The organism is Streptomyces tubbatahanensis (assembly GCF_022699385.1).
Taxonomy (GTDB): domain Bacteria; phylum Actinomycetota; class Actinomycetes; order Streptomycetales; family Streptomycetaceae; genus Streptomyces; species Streptomyces diacarni.
In genome coordinates, this window is the sequence record NZ_CP093846.1 from 1650851 (window position 1) to 1673852 (window position 23002).

22 protein-coding genes, 1 pseudogene and 1 riboswitch are annotated in these 23002 nt (G+C 72.8%); of the genes and pseudogenes, 10 read left to right on the top strand and 13 right to left on the bottom strand.

All coding sequences use genetic code 11. The features are described 5' to 3' along the window. Positions 1-263 precede the first annotated feature (263 nt). The 3 genes from MMF93_RS07125 to MMF93_RS07140 all read left to right on the top strand — a co-directional run bounded on the left by MMF93_RS07125 (position 264) and on the right by MMF93_RS07140 (position 2526). Complete coding sequence (locus MMF93_RS07125) at positions 264-641, top strand: DUF3099 domain-containing protein (protein ID WP_242750222.1); 378 nt, start codon at positions 264-266, stop codon at positions 639-641. Positions 642-833: 192 nt separating this feature from the next. Continuing rightward, entirely contained in the window at positions 834-1088 is a 255-nt protein-coding gene (locus MMF93_RS07130; RefSeq protein ID WP_242750223.1) for a hypothetical protein, read from the top strand. Positions 1089-2331: 1243 nt separating this feature from the next. Continuing rightward, positions 2332-2526: a hypothetical protein gene (locus MMF93_RS07140; protein WP_242750224.1), complete on the top strand. Its 195-nt coding sequence runs from the start codon at positions 2332-2334 to the stop codon at positions 2524-2526. Between the two features lie 111 nt (positions 2527-2637). Here MMF93_RS07140 and moaA read toward each other — a convergent pair whose 3' ends face one another. The 3 genes and pseudogenes from moaA to MMF93_RS07155 form a co-directional block, all read right to left on the bottom strand. Next, positions 2638-3627: a GTP 3',8-cyclase MoaA gene (moaA, locus tag MMF93_RS07145; RefSeq protein WP_242750225.1), complete on the bottom strand. Its 990-nt coding sequence runs from the start codon at positions 3625-3627 to the stop codon at positions 2638-2640. A 164-nt stretch (positions 3628-3791) separates the two neighbouring features. Then, entirely contained in the window at positions 3792-5438 is a 1647-nt protein-coding gene (locus MMF93_RS07150; protein ID WP_242750226.1) for a solute symporter family protein, read from the bottom strand. Positions 5439-5563: 125 nt separating this feature from the next. Next, positions 5564-5899: pseudogene (locus MMF93_RS07155) on the bottom strand (DUF485 domain-containing protein); the annotation flags it as partial. A gap of 297 nt (positions 5900-6196) precedes the next feature. On the opposite strand from MMF93_RS07155, the gene MMF93_RS07160 reads away from it, so the two are divergent. The 4 genes from MMF93_RS07160 to MMF93_RS07175 all read left to right on the top strand — a co-directional run bounded on the left by MMF93_RS07160 (position 6197) and on the right by MMF93_RS07175 (position 10824). Then, positions 6197-7741: a S8 family peptidase gene (locus tag MMF93_RS07160; protein WP_242750227.1), complete on the top strand. Its 1545-nt coding sequence runs from the start codon at positions 6197-6199 to the stop codon at positions 7739-7741. Between the two features lie 290 nt (positions 7742-8031). Further along, a complete protein-coding gene (locus tag MMF93_RS07165; protein WP_423835370.1) occupies positions 8032-9078 on the top strand; it encodes a DEDDh family exonuclease in 1047 nt (348 codons plus the stop codon). A gap of 53 nt (positions 9079-9131) precedes the next feature. Next, the gene (locus MMF93_RS07170; RefSeq protein ID WP_242750228.1) at positions 9132-9953 is read left to right on the top strand and encodes an SURF1 family cytochrome oxidase biogenesis protein; all 822 of its coding nucleotides are present in this window, start codon (positions 9132-9134) and stop codon (positions 9951-9953) included. A gap of 91 nt (positions 9954-10044) precedes the next feature. Then, the gene (locus MMF93_RS07175) at positions 10045-10824 is read left to right on the top strand and encodes an SDR family oxidoreductase (RefSeq protein ID WP_242750229.1); all 780 of its coding nucleotides are present in this window, start codon (positions 10045-10047) and stop codon (positions 10822-10824) included. 61 nt (positions 10825-10885) lie between these two features. Here MMF93_RS07175 and amaP read toward each other — a convergent pair whose 3' ends face one another. Genes amaP through MMF93_RS07200 form a run of 5 tightly spaced genes read right to left on the bottom strand, consistent with a single transcriptional unit; the run spans position 10886 to position 13419 of the window. Beyond that, positions 10886-11482: an alkaline shock response membrane anchor protein AmaP gene (gene amaP, locus MMF93_RS07180; RefSeq protein WP_242750230.1), complete on the bottom strand. Its 597-nt coding sequence runs from the start codon at positions 11480-11482 to the stop codon at positions 10886-10888. A 17-nt stretch (positions 11483-11499) separates the two neighbouring features. Further along, the gene (locus tag MMF93_RS07185) at positions 11500-12132 is read right to left on the bottom strand and encodes a DUF6286 domain-containing protein (protein ID WP_242750231.1); all 633 of its coding nucleotides are present in this window, start codon (positions 12130-12132) and stop codon (positions 11500-11502) included. Further along, positions 12129-12647: an Asp23/Gls24 family envelope stress response protein gene (locus tag MMF93_RS07190; protein WP_242750232.1), complete on the bottom strand. Its 519-nt coding sequence runs from the start codon at positions 12645-12647 to the stop codon at positions 12129-12131. The genes MMF93_RS07185 and MMF93_RS07190 overlap by 4 nt, the downstream gene beginning before the upstream one ends. A gap of 4 nt (positions 12648-12651) precedes the next feature. Continuing rightward, the gene (locus MMF93_RS07195; protein ID WP_114016966.1) at positions 12652-12840 is read right to left on the bottom strand and encodes a hypothetical protein; all 189 of its coding nucleotides are present in this window, start codon (positions 12838-12840) and stop codon (positions 12652-12654) included. Between the two features lie 60 nt (positions 12841-12900). Continuing rightward, positions 12901-13419 carry an Asp23/Gls24 family envelope stress response protein gene (locus MMF93_RS07200; protein ID WP_242750233.1) on the bottom strand — a complete coding sequence of 173 codons (519 nt, stop codon included), beginning with the start codon at positions 13417-13419 and terminating at the stop codon, positions 12901-12903. Between the two features lie 188 nt (positions 13420-13607). Here MMF93_RS07200 and MMF93_RS07205 point away from each other — a divergent pair, with 188 nt between their 5' ends. Next, positions 13608-14429, top strand: coding sequence for a hypothetical protein (locus MMF93_RS07205; protein WP_242750234.1), 822 nt, complete (start codon positions 13608-13610; stop codon positions 14427-14429). 145 nt (positions 14430-14574) lie between these two features. Here the strand turns inward: MMF93_RS07205 and MMF93_RS07210 are convergent, their stop codons facing one another. The 5 genes from MMF93_RS07210 to MMF93_RS07230 all read right to left on the bottom strand — a co-directional run bounded on the left by MMF93_RS07210 (position 14575) and on the right by MMF93_RS07230 (position 20605). Then, complete coding sequence (locus MMF93_RS07210) at positions 14575-15354, bottom strand: enoyl-CoA hydratase/isomerase family protein (RefSeq protein WP_242750235.1); 780 nt, start codon at positions 15352-15354, stop codon at positions 14575-14577. Positions 15355-15474: 120 nt separating this feature from the next. Further along, positions 15475-15702 carry a helix-turn-helix domain-containing protein gene (locus MMF93_RS07215; protein ID WP_181856496.1) on the bottom strand — a complete coding sequence of 76 codons (228 nt, stop codon included), beginning with the start codon at positions 15700-15702 and terminating at the stop codon, positions 15475-15477. A 384-nt stretch (positions 15703-16086) separates the two neighbouring features. Continuing rightward, entirely contained in the window at positions 16087-17685 is a 1599-nt protein-coding gene (locus MMF93_RS07220; RefSeq protein ID WP_242750236.1) for an ABC-F family ATP-binding cassette domain-containing protein, read from the bottom strand. Positions 17686-17899: 214 nt separating this feature from the next. After that, positions 17900-19177, bottom strand: coding sequence for a hypothetical protein (locus tag MMF93_RS07225; RefSeq protein ID WP_242757338.1), 1278 nt, complete (start codon positions 19175-19177; stop codon positions 17900-17902). 270 nt (positions 19178-19447) lie between these two features. Next, positions 19448-20605 (bottom strand): alpha/beta hydrolase family protein, encoded by a 1158-nt coding sequence (locus MMF93_RS07230; RefSeq protein WP_242750237.1) that lies wholly within the window; start codon positions 20603-20605, stop codon positions 19448-19450. Positions 20606-20892: 287 nt separating this feature from the next. Here MMF93_RS07230 and MMF93_RS07235 point away from each other — a divergent pair, with 287 nt between their 5' ends. Together MMF93_RS07235 and MMF93_RS07240 are read left to right on the top strand one after the other, a co-directional pair. Continuing rightward, complete coding sequence (locus MMF93_RS07235; RefSeq protein WP_242750238.1) at positions 20893-22224, top strand: inorganic phosphate transporter; 1332 nt, start codon at positions 20893-20895, stop codon at positions 22222-22224. Between the two features lie 82 nt (positions 22225-22306). Then, a complete protein-coding gene (locus MMF93_RS07240; protein ID WP_114020835.1) occupies positions 22307-22519 on the top strand; it encodes a hypothetical protein in 213 nt (70 codons plus the stop codon). A 267-nt stretch (positions 22520-22786) separates the two neighbouring features. Beyond that, positions 22787-22906: riboswitch (cobalamin riboswitch) on the top strand. Positions 22907-23002: the final 96 nt, after the last annotated feature.

The window sequence follows — 23002 nt, forward strand, 5'->3', positions numbered from 1 at the left end:
CCGTCCGGTCCATGCCCGTCCGGCTCGCGCCCACCCGGCTCGTGCTGCCCAGGTCCGCCCCGGTCCATGCCGGTCCGGGGCGGCTCGGCCCGGTCGCTCTGCGTAGACCGTCGAGTCTGCCGCACCCCGTTCGCCGTAGAGCGACCGATCGTCCGAGCCCCACTCCCCGGTCTCGTTCCTGACGCACCCGGGGCGTACCGTGGACATATCCGGATCTCCCGGTACGGCCGCGGAGAACGGCAGGCGAGCAGGTGGTGGGACTGATGCGGAAGCAGCACCAGGCCGAGGTGTTCCGGATCACCGGGGCTCGGACAGGCCTCCAGGAGGACGTGCGCGGAAGACAGCGCCGCTACGTGATCTCGATGCTGTTCCGCACGGTCGCCGTGCTCGCCGCCGTGCTGCTGTGGGACGTGGAACGGCCCCTGGCCGTCGTGGCGCTGGTCCTCGGCGGGGTGCTCCCCTACGTGGCGGTGGTGATCGCCAACGCGGGGCGGGAGAACGCGCCCGCGGCGCCGTCCACGTTCGTGCCGGAGCCTGCGCACCACGTGCTGGAGGCCTCTCACGTGACCAAAGCGGAGGGAAAGACCTCCTCGGACGACGCCGGCCAGTCGGCGAACGAGAGCGTGGACAGACCCAGTTGAGGCCGAGCCGGACGCGAAGCTCAGGAAAACCTCAGATCAATCTTGCGGTTCCGGTGCACTGCGACCGCCCCCGCATGCCATACTTCTTGTGCGCTCCGCATCCCCCGTCGGAGCGATGGACCGACGCCGGGCGGCTCCCCCCGTGGCTGCCCGGCGTCGCTTAATGTCCGGGCCGTGGTGGAAGATGGGTCTGTGATCCCTTCCGCCTCCCCCTCAGCCGACGGGCCCGACACCCCGATCTGCTCCGCGAAAGGCTGCCGTGCGGCGGCCGTGTGGGTGCTCGCCTGGAACAACCCCAAGCTGCACACGCCCGAACGGCGCAAGACCTGGCTGGCCTGCGAGGAACACCGCGAGTACCTGGCGAAGTTCCTCGGCGTACGCGGCTTCCTCAAGGACACCGTGGCGCTGAGCGAGTGGGAGCCGACCGACGGCGAACAGCCCTCCTAGACCGGTGGGAAGGGTGCCGATGCCGCCGATCTCAGCGGTGCCGGTCACCGGGTGGTAATGGCCGACGGCCAGCGGGGTGCCATCCGGGGCGAGGGCTGCGACGAGCGTCTTGTGCCCGGCCCGGATGGTGGGGCGGACCGCTGCCACAGTGCCGTCCTCGGACAGCTCCTCGGCCACCATCGACAGCTCCTTACGGCCCGCCGAGCCCACCGCGGTGCCCTCCTCGGCAAAGGCCAGGCAGGGAAGAGCGAGGGCCGCGGGCAACGCAGGATCGTCGGCCGTCAGCGCACGGAGCGTCACCCCGACCGGCAACGGGCGCGAACCCACCTCGCGGCTGGGATCCAGCGCCATCAGCGGGCGTTCCGCCACCGGCAGGCCGGCGGCCTCGAGAGACGCACGCAGTGTCGGCGCCGCCTCGGCCAGCCATTCGAAAGCCTCCGCCACGCCAAGCTCGCGCTGGCGGGCCCGCACCTGAGCGAGGTCAGCGACGACAACGCCCGAGGCCCCCTCCGCACTGGGCTGAGCATGGCTGGGACCGCCGTAATACGGGGCGCCAGGAGCCTTTCGCACGAACAGCCGCAACGAACCGAACTCTTCGACATCGGCGAACAACGACGGCACCGTGGCGTAGTACTGCTCGATACGAACGCGCAGCGGGCCGCTCATGCGACGCGGCTCGAAGGCCGGCACGGCACACTGTCAACTGCTGGTACGGTGCCTCGGTTTGGGGGCGCTCCCGGCGCTCCGTTCCGAGCGAGCAGTGGGCAGGACGATGGTGTCGGCCGGTTCCCGGCGTCTCGCGCCAGTGGGTTGCCGCGTACCGGCAGGGGAAGGTCTGTTCCCACGGTAGCCGGGGCGCGGACGAGGGAGGCAGCCGTGACGACGAGGGGGCCAGGTCCGCATGAGCGACCACTGGGGTTGGGTGCATATCCGGGGCGCGCAGGTACAGTTCAGCGCGCGCACGTATCCGACTCCCGAGGAAGCTCGGGCGGGTCTCCAGGCTCATCTCGACGTTCATGCGAGTGAGGCTGCCCACCGGCTGCGGGGCTTGCCCACGTACGTGTCGTCCGAAGCCTCCGTGCATCTTCCCGGACATACCTGGAGGGTCCACGCCAGCGAACGCGAGGTCCGCCTCTTCGTCGGCGACGACTGCCGCTCCTTCCGGCGCCCCGCCGCCCCAGCTCCGGCACCTGAGCCGGCGGCTCCGGCAGCCGAGCCCGCGAGGAAGCGGTGGGCGTCGGTCGTGACGGACTCCCCGTACCTCATGCGCTTCCAGGTGCTCGGGGTGCTCCTCGTGCTCGGCGGGATCGTCACAGCCTTCAGCGGCGGCTTCGAGGGGAACCGCGCCGTGATGCTGCTCTTCGTCCCCCTCGGCCTGGCCCTTCTCCTGTGCCCCGCACTCGTGGGGCTGCTGCGAAGGAGACGGCGGGGAGAGTAGCGCGCACTCCGCCCCCAGAGCATTGGTGGCCTACGACAAGGCTGCGGCCGTCTGCCCCTCTTGGTTCTGCGGCGGTGCGGGGCGTACTCGGTGGCGAGCCCGCCCGTGCCGCTAGCCCCCGATGGCGGACATCGGACGCTGCGGCTGCACGAACGAGGGGTCGTCGATGCCGGCGCCCGCCTTCTTGCCCCACATCGCCTTCCGCCACAGCCCGGCCACCTCGGCGTCGCTCGCTCCCCCGCGCAGCGCGCCCCGCAGGTCCGACTCCTCGGTCGCGAACAGACACGTCCGCACCTGGCCGTCGGCGGTCAGCCGCGTACGGTCGCAGGCGCGGCAGAAGGGGCGGGTGACCGAGGCGATGACACCGACCCGCTGCGGCCCGCCGTCCACCAGCCAGCGCTCCGCCGGGGCCGATCCGCGCGCGTCCTCGCCCTCCGGGGTGAGGGTGAAGCGGGTGTGCAGCGCGGCCAGGATGTCCCCCGCCGTGATCATGCCCTCGCGCTGCCAGCCGTGCTGGGGGTCCAGCGGCATCTGCTCGATGAAGCGCAGCTCGTAGCCCTCCTCCAGCGCCCAGGCCAGCAGGTCGGGGGCCTCCCCGTCGTTCAGCCCCGGCATCAGCACCGCGTTGACCTTGACCGGCGTGAGGCCCGCCGCGCGGGCGGCGGCCAGACCGCGCAGGACGTCCGCGTGGCGCTTGCGCCGGGTCATCCGCTGGAAGGTGTCGGCGTCGAGCGTGTCCAGCGAGACGTTGACCCGGTCGAGGCCCGCCTCGCGCAGCGCCGCCGCGGTGCGCTCCAGACCGATGCCGTTGGTCGTCAGCGACATCCGGGGGCGCTGTTCCAGCTCGGCGCAGCGCGCCACGATGCCCGTCAAGCCGGGGCGCAGCAGCGGCTCGCCGCCCGTGAAGCGGACCTGGGTGACGCCCAGCTCCGCGGTGGCGATGCGGACCAGACGGACGATCTCGTCGTCCGTGAGCAGCTCGGGCTTCGCGAGCCACTGCAGGCCCTCCTCCGGCATGCAGTACGTGCAGCGCAGGTTGCAGCGGTCGGTCAGCGAGACGCGGAGGTCGGTGGCGGTGCGGCCGTAGGTGTCGAGCAGCATACTTTGCAGCGTAAGTCACGTTTGTGCGATCCGACAGCTCCACCTGACGGCGCCTCGCACCTGCCAGGTCGTGCGCCTGGCAGGCCTCGCACACGCCAAGGGGCTCCGCCCCCGCCCCCGCCGGGGCGTCGGGGGCGGAGCCCACCACAGGGAGTGGGGTCCGGTCAGTGGGCGCCGACGCCCGTCATGGACCGCACCTCCAGCTCCGCGTACTTGGCACCGCCGGCCCCCTCGTCCTTCGAGAAGAGGGAGCCGACCCAGCCCAGGAGGAATCCGAGCGGGATGGAGATGAGCCCCGGGTTCTCCAGCGGGAACCAGGCGAAGTCCACGTCCGGGAACATGGAGGACTCCTTGCCGGTGACGACCGGCGAGAAGAAGACCAGCAGCACGGACGAGATCAGCCCGCCGTAGATGGACCAGAGCGCCCCGGTCGTGGTGAAGCGCTTCCAGAAGAGGCTGTAGAGCAGGGTGGGCAGGTTCGCGGAGGCGGCGACGGCGAAGGCGAGGGCGACGAGGCCCGCGACGTTGAGCTTGCCGGCGAAGATGCCCAGGCCGATGGCGACGGCGCCGATGATGACGGCGGACACGCGTGCGGCCTTGACCTCCTCCTTCTCGGTGGCCTTGCCCTTGCGGATGACGTTCGCGTACAGGTCGTGCGCGAACGAGGACGAGGAGGCCAGGGTGAGCCCGGCGACGACGGCCAGGATGGTGGCGAAGGCGACGGCGGAGATCATCGCGAGCAGCACGGCGCCGCCGGTGGAGTCCGCGCCGCCGCCGATCTCCTGCGCCAGGAGGGGCGCGGCGGTGTTGCCGGCCGCGTTGGAGTCGGTGATGGTCTTGGGGCTGAGCAGCGCCGCGGCGCCGAAGCCGAGCGCGATGGTCATCAGGTAGAAGACGCCGATGATGCCGATGGCCCAGTTGACGGACTTCCGTGCGGCCTTGGCGGTGGGCACGGTGTAGAAGCGGATGAGGATGTGCGGCAGTCCCGCGGTGCCCAGGACGAGGGCGATGCCGAGCGAGATGAAGTCGATCTTCGAGGTGGTCGTGGCGCCGTACTTCAGGCCCGGTTCGAGGAAGGCCGCGCCCTTTCCGCTGTTCTCGGCTGCCGCGCCGAGGAGGGAGGAGAGGTTGTAGTTGAACTTGTGGAAGACGAGGAACGTGATGATCACGGTGCCGCCGATCAGCAGGCAGGCCTTGATCATCTGCACCCAGGTGGTGCCCTTCATGCCGCCGATCGTGACGTAGAGGATCATGACGACGCCGACGAAGACGACGATCAGGTTCTTGCCCGTCTCTCCCGTGATGCCCAGCAGCAGCGCGACGAGCGCGCCCGCGCCGACCATCTGGGCGAGCAGGTAGAAGATCGAGACGATGATGGTCGAGACGCCGGCCGCGGTGCGGACGGGGCGCTGGCGCATCCGGTAGGCCAGGACGTCGCCCATCGTGTAGCGCCCGGAGTTGCGCAGCGGCTCGGCCACCAGCAGCAGGGCGACCAGCCAGGCGACGAGGAAGCCGATGGAGTACAGGAAGCCGTCGTACCCCGACAGCGCGATGGCTCCGGCGATGCCGAGGAAGGACGCGGCGGACATGTAGTCGCCGGAGATGGCGAGCCCGTTCTGGAAGCCGCTGAACTGCCGTCCGCCCGCGTAGAAGTCGGTGGCGTCCTTGGTGCGCCGGCCCGCCCACACGGTGACGGCGAGGGTGATGGCGACGAAGACCGAGAAGAGCGTGATGATCAGCGGCCGGTGTGCGCTGGCGCCCTCGGCGGCCAGCTGCGCGGCGGGCGCCGCGATCGCGTGGGTGGCGCTCATGCGTCGTCCTCCTGACCGGCGAGTTCGCCCTTGTCCTGGTCACGCGGGTCGGCCTGGTGGCCGATGGTTCCGCTCTCCGGCCGTGCGGTGCCCCCGGCGTCGGTGGCCCGCTGGAGGTTCTCCGCCTCCAGCCGGGTCTTGAGCGCCTCCGCCTTGGGGTCGAGCTTGGCGGCGGCGAAGCGCGAGTACCACCAGGCGATCAGGAACGTGGTGAGGAACTGGGCCAGGCCGAAGACGAACGCGACGTTGACGTTGCCGACGACCTTCGTGCCCATGAACCCGCCCGCGTAGTTGGAGAGCAGGACGTAGAGCAGGTACCAGACGATGAACGCGACGGTGAGCGGGAAGACGAACGAGCGGTAGCTGCTGCGCAGTTCGGAGAACTCGGCGCTGTGCTGCACGTCCGTGTAATCGCGGCCGCCTGGTGGGCCGGAATGCGCGTGCTCTGGTGCGGTGTCCACGATGACTCCAGGAGGACTGGGAGGGACGGTCGAAACGCGAGGGGCGGGTCGTGGAAAGGCAAAAGGGAACAGAGGGACGGTAAAAACGGCAGAGTGTGACCCATGTCTCAGCAGGCACACGGGTGCGCATCGTAGAGCGCGGCCCGGCTCGGCGACAGGGGGTCGGTGGAAGAACGGAGAGAAACGATCACGGCTCCGCACAGCCTTCGGACTTTCTCCATCAATCCATTGCAGTTACCCGCCCCACAGGGATAACTTCCGTCGTCTGTGGACAACTTCAGACGACACGGAGACCCCATGCATTCGAGACCTTCCAGACGGCGACGCGCTCTCGCGGTGCCGCTGGGACTGGTACTGACCGCCTCCTTGGGCCTGGCGGGCGCCGCGGCGGCGAACGCGCAGGACACCGACTCCACCGCGGCCCCCAAGGCGAAGGCGGGCGAGAAGCTCAGCTACGTCGTCAACACGGATACCGACCGAGGTACCGTCGAACGTGTCAAGCGGGAGATACGCAAGGCTGACGGCAAGGTCGTCGCGGCGTACAAGAAGATCGGCGTCGTCGTCGCGCACTCCGCCAACCCGCAGTTCGGCGAGACGCTGCGCGCGGTCGACGGAGTCGACTCGGCCGGTGCCACCCGCACAGCCCCGCTGAAGGCCGCGACCACCACGGAGGTGGGCAAGCCCGTCTTCGTCAAGGAGCCCAAGAAGGCGTCCACGCTCGCGAAGAAGGCCGAGGCGAAGAACCAGGAGCCCCTGGAGTCCCTGCAGTGGGACAAGCGGGCCATCAAGGCCGACAAGGCCGCCGAGGTCAACGAGGGCAGCCGCAAGGTCACCGTCGGCGTCATCGACACCGGCGTCGACGACACGCACCCGGACCTGAAGGCCAACTTCTCCGCCAAGCAGTCCGCGAACTGCGTCGGCGGCAAGGCCGACACCTCGCGCGGCGCCTGGCGCCCGTACAACCCGGACGAGGACTACCACGGCACCCACGTGGCCGGCATCATCGCCGCCGACCGCAACGGCGTGGGCATCGCGGGCACCGCGCCCGGAGTGAAGGTCTCCGCCATCAAGGTGAGCGAGCCGGAGACGTCGCTGTTCTACAGCGAGGCCGTCGTCTGCGCCATGGTCTTCGCCGCCGACCACGGCATCGAGGTCACCAACAACAGCTACTACGTCGACCCCTGGCTCTACAACTGCGACGACCAGGTCGACCAGAAGGCCATCGCCGACGCGGTGCGGCGCGCCGTCGACTACGCCCAGCGCAAGGGCGTCACCACGGTCAGCTCGGCCGGCAACTCCTCGCACGACCTGGCCGCGAGCGAGATCGTGGACGACACCAGCCCGAACGACAGCACTCCGGTCAAGCGCACCATCGACCCGGCCGCCTGCCCTGACGTGCCCTCGATGCTGCCCAGCGCGACCTCGGTCTCGGCCACGGGCCCGGAGAACCTGAAGTCGTACTACTCCAACTACGGCCGGTACCAGATCGATGTGACGGCCCCGGGCGGTGACCGCGCGTTCCAGACGCCGGACGAGCCGGCCAAGGACGGCGGCGTGCTGTCCACCATGCCGAACGGCGACTACGCCTACCTCCAGGGCACCTCGATGGCGGGCCCGCAGGTGGCGGGTGTGGCGGCGCTGCTCAAGAGCACCCACCCCAAGTCCAGTGCCCAGGAGATCTCCTGGCTGCTGAAGGCGCAGGCGCAGACCCTGCCCTGCCCCGAGGAGGCCTACGACCCGGACGGCAACGGCACGTACGCGGCCCAGTGCACCGGCGTGCGGGGCAACAACAGCTTCTACGGGCACGGGCTCGTGGACGCGCTGGCGGCCGTCACGAAGTGACGCCCGCCGCCCGGGCCGCGCGCCCGGAGCACGGCACGACGTGAGACGACGTGACGTGAGGCGAGGGCCGGACCGCGGATCGAGCGGTCCGGCCCTTCCGCCGTCGGCCCCCGCCGGCAGAGCGGCCCCCGGCCATCGGCCCCCTTCGCCCGCCGCACTCCTCCTTTGTCCCGACTCGCCTGCGGACGGCGGCCGTTCGCCCGAAGAGGCGCACCGTGCGGCGGCCCCCACCGCACTCCCGGGGGCGTGCCTGACGGCACTGTCAGTACCGCCCCGTATTCTCTGTGACCATGCTCGAAGACCAGACGGCACGCACCGAGGGGATGTCCGAGCGCATCCCCGCGCAACCCGCCGCCGACGCCCCGCCACCGCTGATCTGGCCGTCCGCCTACCCGGACGGCTACGCGGTGGTGGACGTCGAGACGACGGGCCTGGCGCGCGACGACCGGATCGTGTCGGCGGCCGTCTACCGCCTGGACGCGCGCGGCGAGATCGAGGACCACTGGTACACCCCCGTCAACCCGCAGCGCGACCCGGGGCCCACCTGGATCCACGGGTTCACGGCCGAGGCGCTGGCCGACGCGCCGCTGTTCGCCGACATCGCCGACGAGTTCGCCACCCGCCTGGCCGACCGCGTCCTGGTCGCGCACAACGCCATCTTCGACTGGTCGATGATCTCCAGGGAGTACGCACGCGCGCGGCGCGAGGCCCCGGTGCGGCAGCGGCTGTGCACCATCGCGCTGTCCAAGGAGCTGTCCCTCCCGCTGCCCAACCACAAGCTGGAGTCCCTCGCCGCGCACTACGGCGTCGTCCAGCAACGGGCACACCACGCGCTGGACGACGCACGCGTGCTGGCCGAGGTCTTCCGGCCCAGCCTCCACCTGGCGGCCAGCCAGGCGGCGCGGCTGCCCCTGCTGGCGTGTACGCCGCTGAGCGAGTGGTCCGACTCGGTGGTGCCGCGCTCCGGTGGCGGTGCGGGCGGCGGTTACGGCGCCCACGCGCGCGGCTACGGCACCTGGCGCCCCGCACGCAAGCGCCCCGCCTGCCCCTACCCCAATCCGGGGCGGTATGAGCCGGGGAGCCGGCTGGTGCAGGGGATGCGGGTGGCCGTCTCGGGCGACACGTCGGTGGACCGCGAGCTGCTGGAGGACCGCGCGATCGAGGCCGGTCTGCACATCGCCACCAGCGTGTCGCGGCTGACCAGCCTGCTGGTCACCAACGACCCCGAAGCGGCCACCTCGAAGCTCTCCAAGGCCCGCGCCTTCGGCACGCCCGTCATCGACGAGGCCGCCTTCACCCAGCTGCTCCAGGACGTGGCGCCCTCGCCGGAGGGCTGAACCCGGGGGGTCCACGCGGGCGGACGGCGGCCCGAGGGGTACCGTCAGTAGGCGTGTACCGCTTCCTGTTGTCCCGGCAGTGGGTGATCCTCACCCTGCTCGGCCTCGTGCTGATCCCCACCATGATCAAGCTGGGCTTCTGGCAGCTGCACCGCCACGAGAGCCGGGTCGCGCGCAACGAGGAGGTCGCCGCGAGCCTGGCGGCGCCGACCGTGCCGGTCGGGCGGCTGACGGGCGTGGGCCGGCAGCCCGCCGACGACGAGAAGTTCCGCACGGTGACCGCCCGCGGCACCTACGACACCGCGCACGAGGTCGTCGTGCGGCACCGCACCGCCTCCGACGGCGACACCATCGGCTACTTCGTGGTCACCCCCCTGGTGCAAAAGGACGGCTCGGCGATCCTCGTCAACCGGGGCTGGATCGAGTCCGAGGGCGACCTGACGTCGTTCCCCGAGGTCCCCGAGGCGCCGAAGGGCGAGGTCACGGTCACCGGACGGATGATGCCCGACGAGACGACCGAGGCCAGCGGCATCAAGGACACCAAGGGGCTGCCGGACCGCCAGGTCATGCTGATCAACAGCAGGAAGCAGGCCGACGAGCTGGGCCGCCCCCTGGCCGGCGGCTTCATCCAGCTGATGGAGACCTCGCCGAAGCCCGGCTCCCAGCAGCCCGAGGTGCTGCCGGAGCCCGACCACAGCGGCATCGGCCCCCACATGGCGTACGCGGTGCAGTGGTGGCTGTTCACCGGTGCCGTCCCCGTGGGGTGGGTGATTCTGGTGCGCAGGGAGGCGAAGGACCGGCGGGCGAGGGAGTCCGCACCGGGCACGGCGGCCGAGGAGGACGCCGCCAGGGAGCCGGAGAAGATCGCGCCCTAAGGCGGGCGCGCGGCGCTCCCCCACAGTCTGCCGGAAAGCTCTGCGGAGCCGGCCGCCTCCCGCGCGGCGGGCGTCAGGCAGACTGCATTCCATGGATCTTGGACTTTCAGAGCGCGTCTACGTCATCACCGGCGGCACCCGGGGCCTCGGCTTCGCCACCGCGGCACAGCTGCTGGCCGAGGGGGCGCGGGTCGTGGTGACCGGCAGGTCCCAGAAGTCTGCCGAGGAGGCGGCGGCCCGGCTCGGCGTCGAGGCCTCGGGAGCGGAGGGCAGGGCGCTGGGCGTCGAGGCGGACAACGCCGACCCCGAGACCCCCGCCCGGGTGATCGCGGCGGCCCGCGAACGCTTCGGGCGGTTCGACGGCCTCCTCGTCAGCGTCGGCGGGCCGCAGGCGGGCATCGCCGCGGACGCGCTGACGGACGAGCAGTGGCGCGGCGCCTTCGACAGCGTCTTCCTCGGCGCCGTGCGGCTCGCCCGCGCGGCGGCGGGCGAGCTGGGCGAGGGCGGCGTGATCGGCTTCGTCCTCTCCGGCTCCGTGCACGAACCGATCCCCGGTCTCACCCTCTCCAACGGGCTGCGCCCCGGGCTGGCCGGCTTCGCCAAGACACTCGCGAACGAGCTGGGCCCGCGCGGTATCCGGGTGCTGGGCCTGATGCCTGGACGGATCGGCACCGAGCGGTTGCAGTACCTCGACTCGCTCTCCGGTGACGGGGACGCGGCCAGGGAACGCAACGCGGCGGCCATCCCGCTGCGCCGCTACGGCACGCCGGAGGAGTTCGGCCGCACCGCCGCCTTCGTGCTCTCGCCCGCCGCCTCCTACCTGACCGGTCTCATGCTGCCCGTCGACGGCGGGGCGCTGCACGGCTTCTGACCCGGTTTCGGCGCCGGTCCCGGCGCGACGTGGGGGCGGCTCCGCGGGCTTCGGGCCCGCGTCAGCTGACGCGTTCCGCCCGGTGCCGTGCGGTCCGCAGCCGCACCTCCGTCGGGAGGGTGCCGAGACCGGCCGAGTCCACCGCGTGCCGGATCGCCTCGTCCCGCAGCTGGTGCACCACGGGTCCCGGCCTGGCGTGCGCGGCGAGCACCAGCCCGATGCGGGCCCGCAGCCGGTCCCGTCGCCCGGTGAGCGTGACGCGGGCCCTGTCCACCCCCGGCTGGGCCTCAGCCTCGGCGGCGATGACGTCCTCCAGGGCGCGGCCGCGCAGCACCGCGCCCTCACCGTCCCTGCTGTCGATCAGCGCCTCGCTCTGCCGGCGGCGCCGCAGCTGCGCGAGCAGCCACCACAGGGCCAACAGCACCAGCACGGCCAGTACGGCGATGGCCACGGGCCACCACCAGCCCTCGTCGCGCCACCTGGTGCGGTCGGCGTCCGTCAGCAGCACGTCCCCCGGACGCGTCCACGGCCAGCCGGACGGCATGGAGACGCCCCACCTGTGCGGCAGTCCTGCGGCGGCGAAGAGCACGGCGAGCCCCAGCGCGAGCAGCACCAGCCCGATCAGCGCGGTCAGTACCCGGTTGACGGTCCGCAGCATGGCCTCTCGTCTCCCTGTCACTTGCCGGGTCGTCGTACGCGCACGGACACCCCGGGCCTACGGGCCAGGCCGAGCTGCTCGACACCGTCGCGCAGCGCGCCTTCGAGATCGGTGCGCACCTCGGCCAGGTCCCTGAAGTGGGCCTGCGCCCGGGCGCGGACCTTGCGGCGCCGCACCGTGACGCGGGCCCCCTGCACGCCCGGCACCTCCATCGCCCGGTCCCGCAGCACCAGCGCCGCCGCGGAGCGTTCGAGCCCGGCGCGCACCTGCGGGGTGTCGGGCCGCATGGTCAGCAGGGACCGCTTGCCGGGGGTGAGCGCCAGCACGAGCAGCCACAGGCCGAGTGCGGCGGCCGCCGCGGCACCCGCCATCACGAAGACGTCGTCCAGGCGGCGGGTCGCCAACTCGTCGGTGAGGGTGCGCCGCCACGCCATGCCAGGCCTGCCGGCCCGCACCGAGGCCACGTCGTAGAGCAGGAACCCGGTCCCGGCGAGCAGCAGCAGCGCCGTGATGCCGCCGGGCGCCCGGCGTGTCGACCAGAACCGGCCCGCCTTGCCCTGCCGCCGGTGGCCACCACCGCCACCTTCCCGGGCCGCGCCACCTTCCCCGGCCGCGTCGCCTTCCCTGGCCACGACACCGTCCTGGCTCACGTCACCCTCCCGGAGCCGTCGCCCTTCAGATGGGCGGAGTGCAGCCGGTCGATCTGCAGGGCCACGTCCGGCACCTCCATGCCGACCAGTTCCCGTACCCGCGCGATGACACGGCGGCGGACCGCGCCGCACTGGGCCCCCAGGTCGGAGGGGTAGCGCAGCTCCAGCGCCATCCGCACCCGCGCCGTCCGCTCGCGGACCGTGACCGAGGTACGGCGGACCGGCCGCCCGACCACCGGCCCCCCGCCGCCCACCGCGGACCGCGCCTGTCCGCCCTCCTGACCTGAGGAGGAACCGGATCCCGCACCCGGCACCCGGCCTGCGTCCTCGTCCGCTGCGGGGCCCGGGGACCGTCCCGGCGTCTCGTCCCTGTGGGCGCGCAGCGCTTCCCGCGCCGCCTGTGCCGCGACCTTGGCGACGACCCGGTCGGCGATCCGGGTCGCGCCCCGCTCCGCCGCGCCGACGCGCTCGCTCTGCGGGAGCCGCCCGGCCACGGGGGCCTGCCCGTCGGTCATGAGGTCACCTGCGGCGTTCGTCGTCACGGCCGCGGAAGAAGTCCCCCGCGTCCAGGTCTCCGTCGACGAACCTGCCCACCAGGAAACCCACGGCGCCCAGCGCCGCCACCAGCAGGAAGGCCCCGAATCCGCCGAAGTATCCGGCGAAGCCCAGCGCCAGGCCGGCGATCAGGCCGACAAGGGCCATGCTCATCTGCGCTCCTTCGCTCGGCACCGCGGCCACGTGCGCGGCGCACCCTCGTCCGGCACGGGTCTACTGCAGCCGGGGCCGGTCCTGGTCGTCCTCGTCGTCGTCCTCCTCGTCGGGCAGCCTGACGTCGCTGACCGCGATGTTGACCTCGACGACCTCGAGGCCCGTCATGCGCTCGACCGCTGAGACGACATTCTCACGGACGGAGCGCGCCACGTCGGAGATCGAGACGCCGTAATCGATGACGATCTCCAGATCGAGCGCGGTCTGCACCTCGCCGACTTCGGCCTTGACGCCGCGGGTGACGGACGACGACTGCCCGCCGCCGGGCACCCGGTCGCGGACGGCTCCGAACGTGCGGGCCATGCCGCCGCCCATGGCGTGCACGCCGACGACGTCGCGTGCCGCCATGCCCGCGATCTTCTGGACCACCCCGTCGGCGATGGTGGTGCGGCCCCTCGACCCGGCGGGGCCGCCGCCGGGGCCGCGCCGCGCCGGCTCGCCCCTGCCGCCGCTCTGCTCGCCGGAGGCCCCGCCGGACGGACGGTTCTCGGAGCGGTTGGACGTGCTGCTCTCGGACATCTCCTGCGCCCCTTTCGGAGGATCGGAGCGGCCTGCCGCTCCGCTGCTCACGGTAAGCGCGGGAAGCCCCCGCCGCTCGGCACGCGGGGCACCACCCGGCCGACCGGGTGACCGGCACGCCCGAAGCCCTCCCGGCGGGCCCGCGGGCGGAACGCTCATGGCGCGGAGCGGAGAAAGGACGTGAGGGCATGCCGACGGAGAAACTCACCCAGGTGGTCAGGCAGCAGCTCGGACTGGGGCGGCTCCTGCCGCTGGGCCGAGCCGCGGACGGGGTGTGGGTGGCGGAGGAGGCGGCAGTCGGTGTACTGCTGCGCCCGGTGCTCGGAGGCCGGCTGAGCGGGGTACGGATCGATCTCGCCGGCCCGGCCCGTACGGCCGAGCCCGCCGTGCCGCCCCCGCCCAGTGCCCTGCGTCCCGGTCCGCTCGCCCTCACCGCCGACCTGGCCGTCACGGGGAGCCGCCCGGTGCAAGACGCCGCCGACGCCGTGCGGGCCACCCTGCTGGGCGCCGCCGAACGGGACCTGGGACTGCCCCTGGAGACGGTGGACCTGCGGGTGACGGAGTGGCTGGAGAGCGCCGCGGGAGAGGAAACGGGCGCCGCCGGGGACTCCTTGCGCACGGTCGGGTCGCCAGGGGACTCGCACGGCGGGGAAGGGGGCGCGCACCGCGGGGAAGGGGGCGCGCACGACGACGCGGAGCATCTGGCGCGCGCCGTGCTCGCGGTGGACGGCGTCGCCCGGCTCGCCCCGGTCGTGGGACCGGCCCTCTCCCGGGTGGCCGCAGGACCGGCACCCCACGCCGTCGACGTCACGGAAACGGGCGCGGACCGGGGCCGTCACGTCCTGGTCCAGCTCGCCCTCTCCCCCACCCGCCGGGCCCTCGATACGGCACGCGCCGCGCGGGAGGCGGCGCGCGCCGCGCTCGCCGACGGCGGTACCAGCGGCGGCAGCGGCAGCGGCGGTGAGCAGGCGACCGTCGCGGTGCTGATCACCGCCATCGACCGGGCGTGAGCGGGACGGTCGGGCCGGAGCCGGAGCCGGGCGACCGAGTACGCGCTGGACGACCGGGTGCGAACCGGCCGATCGGATGTGCGCCCGACGCCCGGCCGCGGGCCCGTCGGTCGCCCCTCGCACCGGAGGCAGGGACCGGGTCCGTTCAGTCGCCCAGCCCGGCCAGGTCGCGCAGGCGGCGTGACTGCGCGGCGCGCTCGGCGGCGCGCTGCTCGTCGTACGTGCGCGTGGGTGCACCGGCGAGGAGGGCCTTGGTCTCCACCACGGCGTCGCGCGGGGCCGCGAGCAGGGCGGCGGTCAGGTCGGCGACGGCGTCCTCCAGCTGCCCGTGGCCGACCACGAGGTTGGCCAGGCCCACCCGTTCGGCCTCGTCGGCCTGCACGAAGCGTCCCGTGGCGCAGATCTCCAGCGCGCGCGCGTAGCCGACCAGGCCCACCAGCGGGTGGGTGCCGGCCAGGTCGGGGACCAGGCCGAGGCTGGTCTCGCGCATGGCGAACCGCACGTCGTCCGCGCACACCCGCAGATCGCAGGCGAGCGCCAGCTGGAAGCCCGCACCGATGGCGTGCCCCTGGACGGCGGCGATGCTCACCACGTCGGGACGGCGCCACCAGGTGAAGGCCTGCTGGAACTCGGCGACGGCCGCGTCCAGTTCCTCGTCGGAGCCACGTGCCAGTTGCAGGAAGGAGAGCTCGCCCTCGATGCCCTCGGGCTCGAACGCGGCGCGGTCGAGCCCGGCGGAGAACGACGGGCCCTCGCCGCGCAGGACGACGACCCTGACCGCTCCGGGCAGTATGCGGCCCGCCTCGGCCAGCGCCCGCCAGGTCGCGGGAGTCTGCGCGTTGCGCTTGGCCGGGTTGGCGAGGGTGACCGTGGCCACCTCACCGTCGGCGGTGACGTGCACGCCGTCCTTGTCGAGCAGGGGCATCGAGGTCCTCCGGTGGTTACTCGGCAGTTTGGTTAACTGAAGAGTAACCACCGGAGCAGGCGCTCGAAAGCCTCACCGGCGGGCGTCCGCCGGCGGACGAGGTCCGACGCACCGGACCGCTCAGGATGAGGACGAGGAGGCCTTCTTGCCCCGTGTCGCACCGCCGCGGCCACGCAGGGTCACGCCGGACTCGCTGAGCATCCGGTGCACGAACCCGTAGGAACGGCCCGTCTCCTCCGCCAACGACCTGATGCTGGCCCCGGCGTCGTACTTTCTCTTGAGGTCTGCCGCGAGCTTTTCGCGCGCGGCGCCGGTCACCCGGCTGCCCTTCTTCAGAGTCTCGGCCACCCGTGCCTCCTCATGGGAAGTGCGCTCTGTGACTCTCATGATCACCCCTCCTCCCCCATCTGGCCACCCATTCGGCAAGGTCTTCGTCGAGCGCTTGGGAACTTGTGCACGGCACGAGTGTCCGGGAGGAGGAGATTCCGGCCGCATGCAGATGCACGTGCAACCGCGCCTGGGAGCTGTTCATCACCGGGAACCAGCAGGTCAGCGGCGCGCAGGGCGGGAAGCGCGCGCACCGGGGCCGCCCCTGCCACACGGGCGCGCCCCCGGCGCGAGACCGCGCCGGGGGTACGAGCCGCTCTCACTCAGATGAAGGATCAACCGTCGGCCGAATGATCCATAAGGGGGTGGATCAAGAGGAGGGGCGGGCGCGTGCCGGGGAGGGAATCACGCGAGGGCGACGAGGTCGGCGTACTCCTCGTTCCACAGGTCCTCCACGCCGTCCGGGAGCATGATGATCCGCTCCGGCTGGAGGGCCGCGACGGCGCCCTCGTCGTGGGTGACCAGCACGACGGCGCCGGTGAAGGTGTGCAGCGCGCCGAGGATCTCCTCCCGGCTGGCCGGGTCCAGGTTGTTGGTCGGCTCGTCGAGCAGCAGCACGTTGGCGGAGGAGACCACCAGCGTGGCCAGTGCCAGCCGGGTCTTCTCACCGCCGGAGAGCACCCGGGCGGGCTTGTCGACGTCGTCCCCGGAGAAGAGGAAGGAGCCCAGCGTCTTGCGGATGGCGACCAGGTCCATGTCGGGCGCGGACGAGCGCATGTTCTCCAGGACCGTGCGGTCCGGATCCAGCGTCTCGTGCTCCTGCGCGTAGTAGCCCAGCTTGAGCCCGTGGCCTGGGACGACCTTGCCGGTGTCCGGGTCCTCAATGCCCCCCAGCAGCCGCAGCAGCGTCGTCTTGCCCGCGCCGTTGAGACCCAGGATGACCACCCGGGAGCCCTTGTCGATGGCCAGGTCGACGCCGGTGAAGATCTCCAGCGAGCCGTACGACTTCGACAGGTCCTCCGCCATCAGCGGCGTACGGCCGCACGGCGCCGGATCGGGGAAGCGCAGCTTGGCGACCTTGTCGTCCTGGCGCTCCGCCTCGAGACCCGCCAGCAGCTTCTCCGCGCGGCGCGCCATGTTCTTCGCCGCGACCGCCTTGGTGGCCTTGGCGCGCATCTTGTCCGCCTGGGAGTTGAGGGCCGAGGCCTTCTTCTCCGCGTTGGCCCGCTCCCTGCGCCGCCGCTTCTCGTCGTCCTCGCGCTGGGTCTGGTACTGCTTCCAGCTCATGTTGTAGATGTCGATGGTGGAGCGGTTGGCGTCCAGGTAGAACACCTTGTTGACCACCGTCTCCATCAGGTCGACGTCGTGGGAGATGACGACCAGGCCGCCGCGGTAGGTCTTGAGGAAGTCCCGCAGCCACGCGATGGAGTCGGCGTCCAGGTGGTTGGTCGGCTCGTCGAGCAGCAGCACGTCGGCGTCGGAGAACAGGATCCTGGCCAGCTCGACGCGGCGGCGCTGACCGCCGGAGAGGGTGTGCAGCGGCTGGCCCAGCACCCGGTCGGGCAGGCCGAGGCTCGCGGCGATGGTGGCGGCCTCCGCCTCGGCCGCGTAACCGCCCTTGGTGAGGAACTCCGTCTCCAGACGCTCGTACTTCCTCATCGCCTTCTCGCGGGTGGCGCCCTGTCCCGTGGCGATGCGCTGCTCGTTCTCCTGCATCTTGCGGATCAGCTGATCGAGACCGCGCGCGGACAGGATGCGGTCACGCGCCAGCACGTCGAGGTCGCCGGTGCGCGGGTCCTGCGGGAGGTAGCCGACCTCGCCGCTGGAGGTCACGCTGCCGGCGGCGGGCGTGCCCTCGCCCGCCAGGCACTTGGTGAGCGTCGTCTTGCCCGCGCCGTTGCGGCCCACCAGGCCGATGCGGTCGCCCTTGGCGACGCGGAAGGTGGCCGACTCGATGAGGATACGGGCGCCGGCGCGCAGCTCGAGACCGGTAGCGGTGATCACTGGTTACTCCAAGGCAGGACTGTGGGACGTGCGTACGGATGCGGTGCGGAAGCGGAGACGGCGTACGCACGCCTAATGCACGAGGAGATGAGGCATGGGGCCAGTCTACCGGCGGAGCGCAAACCCATTTCAGGACCGGCCGCCCCGCCCGTGCGCACCGGCCGTTGGCGCGGTGCGGCCCGGCAGCCGCCCGGCCCGACGCGGACGGGCCGGCTCACTCCCCGCCGGTGTGCACCTGGAAGGCGGCGCGGCGTACGGCCTTGGCGAGGGCGGGGTCGGGGTGCGCGGCCGCCAGGGCGACGAGGACCTGCACGGTGCGCGGGTGGCCCGTGGCCCGCACCTCCTCCAGCAGCCCCGGCACCGAACCCTGTACGGCCGTGCCCAGGTGATCGACCAGCAGCTGTTCCTCACCGTGGTCGGTGACGGCGGCCGCGGTGTCCACCCACAGCCAGGTCGCCTCCTCGCGGGTGAGCACGCCGGGGGCGCCGCCCGCCAGGTCCTCCGGGTCGGTACCGGCCTGCTCGGCCAGCCACAGCAGCGCGTACGGGCGCAGCGTGGGCTCGTCCGCGACCTCCTGCACGGCCTCCTCCGCCGGCGCGCCGACCACCCGCAGCGCCTCGAAGGCCAGCCCTCTGAGGAGCGCGTCCTCGCCGCGCGCGGCCTCCAGCAGCTCGGTGACGGCGTGCGAGGTGGGGCGCGCGGCCAGCCAGGCGCGGTACTCGTCGCGGGCGGGCCCCGGGGTCATCCGGGCGCAGCCGCGGAGCATCTCCTCCGCCGACTGCTCGATGTTGCCGGCCGGGCTCTGGGCCGCCACGCAGATCTGCTCCAGCTTGGTCCACACCGCCCAGGTGCCCAGCGGGGTGAGGACGGCCGAGCCCTGGCGGAGCACGGACTCCCCGCCCGGTTCCTCGTCGGCGCAGCGGGTGAGGGCGCCGACGGCGGAGAGGCCGTCGAGCGCCCAGTCGAGCAGGCCCGGCAGTGCGACACCGACGACGGCGCGGCTCGCCGCGTGCCCGCCGCCGTCCCGTTCGGCGCGCAGCTCGGCGATGCGCCGTCCCAGCAGGTCGTGCAGCAGCGCGAAGGTGACGGGCCCGCCGGACAGGTGCATCACGGACAGGAACTGGGGCACCGCCTCGACGACCTCCGCCACCAGCGTCTGTTCGTGCGGCAGCGGCGCGGGGTGGGCCAGCGACCAGGCGTCGAAGAGGGCGACCCAGCCGCGCAGCACCGCGCTGTCGTCCCGGTCCCAGGCACGCAGCCGCCAGCCGGCGCGCGCGGTGTCCCCGTGCAGTTCGATCAGGCCTGCCAGCTTGGCCCTCCCCCAGTGCGCGCGCACCTGCCCGGCGGTCATGCGCAGCTCGTCGGCGGCCCGGTTCAGTCCGCCGTCGCCCGCGTGCGGCGACGTACCGGCGCCGGCGGCCCAGTGGGCGACGCGGACGGCGTCGGCGAGGGAGGCGCGGGCGTGCCGGGCGAGCTGGTCGCGGGGGAGCATGCCGTCCGGAGGCCGGGGCGTCCGGGCGGCGCGCCTGGTCGTCACCGTGCGCCGGGCGGCTGCGACGGGCTGTCGGGGGACGAGGCGGAGCCGGTTGTCTCGCGGAGTACGGGACGTCGTCACAGGAGCAGTCTTCACGCTGTTCCCGGGAAACCCAAACCTGGGGTGCCATATCCGGTCGCCGGGCGCCATCTCGCCGCACACGGCGGCTCCTGAGGGGGCCTCAGTGTGACGCCGTCTCAGCCGCGTTCCCGCCCGGGCGGGGTGCGCTCACATGAAGGGCGTCAGGAAGCGGCGCAGCTTCTCCTCGTACCCGTGGGGGTCGGCGTTCCACATCGCCGCGTGCGGGGCGTACGGGACGCGGTGCAGGGAGACGAGCCGCTCGCGGCGGGCCGCGAGCTCGCGGGAGCTCTCCCAGGGGGCGATGGTGTCGGCCGGGCCGTGCAGCAGCAGTGTCGGCACCGTCAGCTTGGCCGGGTCCACCAGCGGCGCTTCCCGGTCCTCGGGCAGCCCGGCCCGGCCCTGGACGGCCCGCACGACGAGTGGCAGCAGCGCCCTGGGGGTGCCGTGCGAAGACGCCAGCGCGCGGACGGTGTGCTGCCAGTCCAGGACGGGCGAGTCCAGGACGAGGCCTGCCACACATTCGCGCAGCGGGGAGTGCGCTGCGGCGTGCAGCGCCATCGTGGCCCCGCTCGACCAGCCGTGCAGGATCACCCGCGCGGCCCCGTGCTCGACGGCGTAGCGGATCGCCGCGTCCAGGTCACGCCACTCGGAGTTGCCCAGGTGGCCGATGCCGTCGGGGCAGGGGGGCGCACCGGGGTCGCCGCGGTAGCCGATGCCGAGCACCGGCATCCGCCGGCTCACGTAGAAGGGGAACAGCGTCATGGGGTGCTCGCGGGTGGCGCCCAGACCGTGCACGGTGATCACCCAGCTGCCGCGGGCGCCGGGGACGAACCAGGCGGGCAGCTGCCCGAGCTCGCCGGGGATGCGCACGTCGGTGTACTCCAGGCCCAGCGCCTCCCCGGGGTCGCCGACGTGCACCTGCGGGGTGAGGCGGACGGTCGCGCCGGTGCTCAGCCGGCCGCGGCTGACCCGCCGCAGCTCGCGGACGACCGTGTGCGGTCTGGACCGCGCGGCCGTCTCGTCCTCCATGACGGGGCCGACGACGGCGTGGGTGCCACGGCCGGTCAGGCCGTAGATCCCCGGGAGCCCGGCGGCCAGCGAGCGGGTGACGGCGATCCGGCCGTCGTCGTGCGACTGTACGGTCAGCCTGGTGCCCTCGAACCCGGCGGTGGGCCTGCCGGCGGATTCACCGCGGGCACGCACGGGGCGCAGCGCGACGTCGGCGGCGTACCGTCCGGCCGCCAAAGCGGCCGCGCCGGTGCCGAGCACGGTGGTCGCGGCCAGTGCCGCGGTTCGCAGACGCATCCTCTCCAGGTTGACGCGAGACGCCGGGGCAAACCAGTGGGCCGGGCCGGGAGGGTGACGTCCGTGCGGGGTAACGGCGGGTGCCCGAGGGGGTGCGGTCGGTGCCGTCGGCGCCCTGGCCGGGGTGTCGTGTTGCACTGACAGACCCACCGGAACACGGTGTGACCTGGAACACACAAATGTCGTCAGGGGGTGACACCTCGACGCCCGCCCCAGTTCACCTTCTGTTCACTCGCCGTCCTTACGTTCACGGCGTTACTGCCCCTCGAACTGATTGTGCCTGGTGAATGGAACACATCACGCTTCTCATCGGGATCGTGATCGTCACGGCCTTGGTGTTCGACTTCACGAACGGCTTCCACGACACGGCCAACGCCATGGCCACCACCATCTCCACCGGGGCCCTGGCTCCCCGCGCGGCGGTGGCCATGTCCGCGGTCCTCAACCTCCTCGGCGCGTTCCTGTCCGTCGAGGTGGCCAAGACCATCTCCTCGGGAATCATCGATGAAGGTTCCGGCATCAAGCCCGAAGTGATCTTCGCCGGGCTGGTGGGCGCGATCATCTGGAACCTGCTGACCTGGCTCGCCGGACTCCCCTCCAGCTCCTCCCACGCGCTGATGGGCGGCCTGCTCGGGGCGACGGTCGCGGCGGTCGGCACGGGCGCGGTCAACGGCGACGTCGTCGTCATGAAGGTGCTCATCCCCGCGCTCGCCGCACCGCTGGTCGCCGGCGTCGCCTCCGTGTGCGCCACCCGGGTCACCTACCGCCTCGCCCGCAACGCCGACGAGGGGCAGACCGCCAAGGGCTACCGCGCCGGGCAGATCACCTCCGCCGCGCTGGTCTCCCTGGCGCACGGCACCAACGACGCGCAGAAGACCATGGGCGTCATCACCCTCGCGCTGGTCACCGGCGGCGCCCTGGCCCCCGGCTCGAACCCGCCCGTGTGGGTCATCGCCTCGGCGGGCATGGCCATCGCGCTGGGCACCTACCTGGGCGGGTGGCGCATCATCCGCACCATGGGCAAGGGCATCACCGACATCCAGCCCCCGCAGGGCTTCGCCGCCCAGACGAGCGCGGCGGCCACCATCCTGGCCTCCTCGCACATCGGCTTCTCCCTCTCGACCACCCACGTGTGCTCCGGCGCCGTGATGGGCTCGGGACTCGGCCGCAAGGGCGGCGTGGTCCGCTGGGGCACGGCGGGCCGCATGGTCGTCGGCTGGGCGCTCACCCTCCCGGCGGCAGGGCTCGTCGCGGCGGGCGCCGCGCTGCTGGCCGAGCAGGGCGACTGGGGCGTCGCGGCGGTCGCCGTCCTCACCCTGGCGATCTGCGGCGCCATCTGGGTCCGCTCCCGCCGCACACCGGTGGACCACACCAACGTCAACGAGGTCGAGCCCGCGACGGAGGCCGCCATGCCGGCGCCGTCCCCGGAGCCGGAGCCGGAGCCCGCGGGGGTGGTCACCACCGCCGTACGCGCCGTCTCCCCTCCCCCGGCCCCGGCGGGCGTGGGCGCGGGATCCGCCGCGTCGGCCGCCTCCCTGCCGGACGCGGGCGAGCAGCTCCCCGGTGAACCACCCGCTGCCGCCCCGAGCCGCCCCGCCTCCGCTGGCAGCATCTCCTGAGCCCCGAACAGGGCAGTAGCCCCTCGAACTGGGCAGCACTCCGAGCCCGCCGGCCGGGCCTCCGGCCAGAAAGAGTGACCGCATGAACATCGACTGGGCCGCCCTCGGCCAGGTCTTCGGCGTCAGCCTGCTGGCGACCGTCGGACTCGTCGGCGTCTTCACCCTCGGCATCGTCACCAACTCCCCGCGCACCGGCGGTGCCGGACCCACCACGCTCGCCCGCACCGGCGCGTACGCCTGCTACGCGCTGTGCCTGGCGGCGGTGGCGTACGGCATCTACCTGATCGCGGCGTAACCCCTCCTCCCCCCCCCCCCCCCCCCCCCCCCCCCAGACCTGCCCCGGCCCGCCCCGGCCCGCCCCGAAATCCGGCACACCGATCCGCTCCGAGCGCCCCCGGGAATCAGCGCCGGGGGCGCTTCGCTTCGGGCGCCGCCCCGGCGCCGGCGGCGGGCCGACGACGTGGGCGTGGGGGATCACACACTCTCCCGTCGCAGGTCAAGGGCGAGTTGACGGGGTCAGTCGGGCGTGGTGGACTGCCGGTGCCCAAACGGCGGCATGGAGAGGAAGCCGGTGCGAATCCGGCGCGGTCCCGCCACTGTCACCGGGGAGCGCCATCCCAGCGACGCCACGGCCCCTGCGGGCTGGAAGGCGGGGTGGCGCGGATCCGGGAGCCAGGAGACTCTCGCCGCCGGTCGAGTCGAGCCAGGGCGAGGACCCTGAGTGAGGACACCGCCATGCGTGGCCGCGCTGCCGTATGCGCCCCCTGCGGGGCAGAAC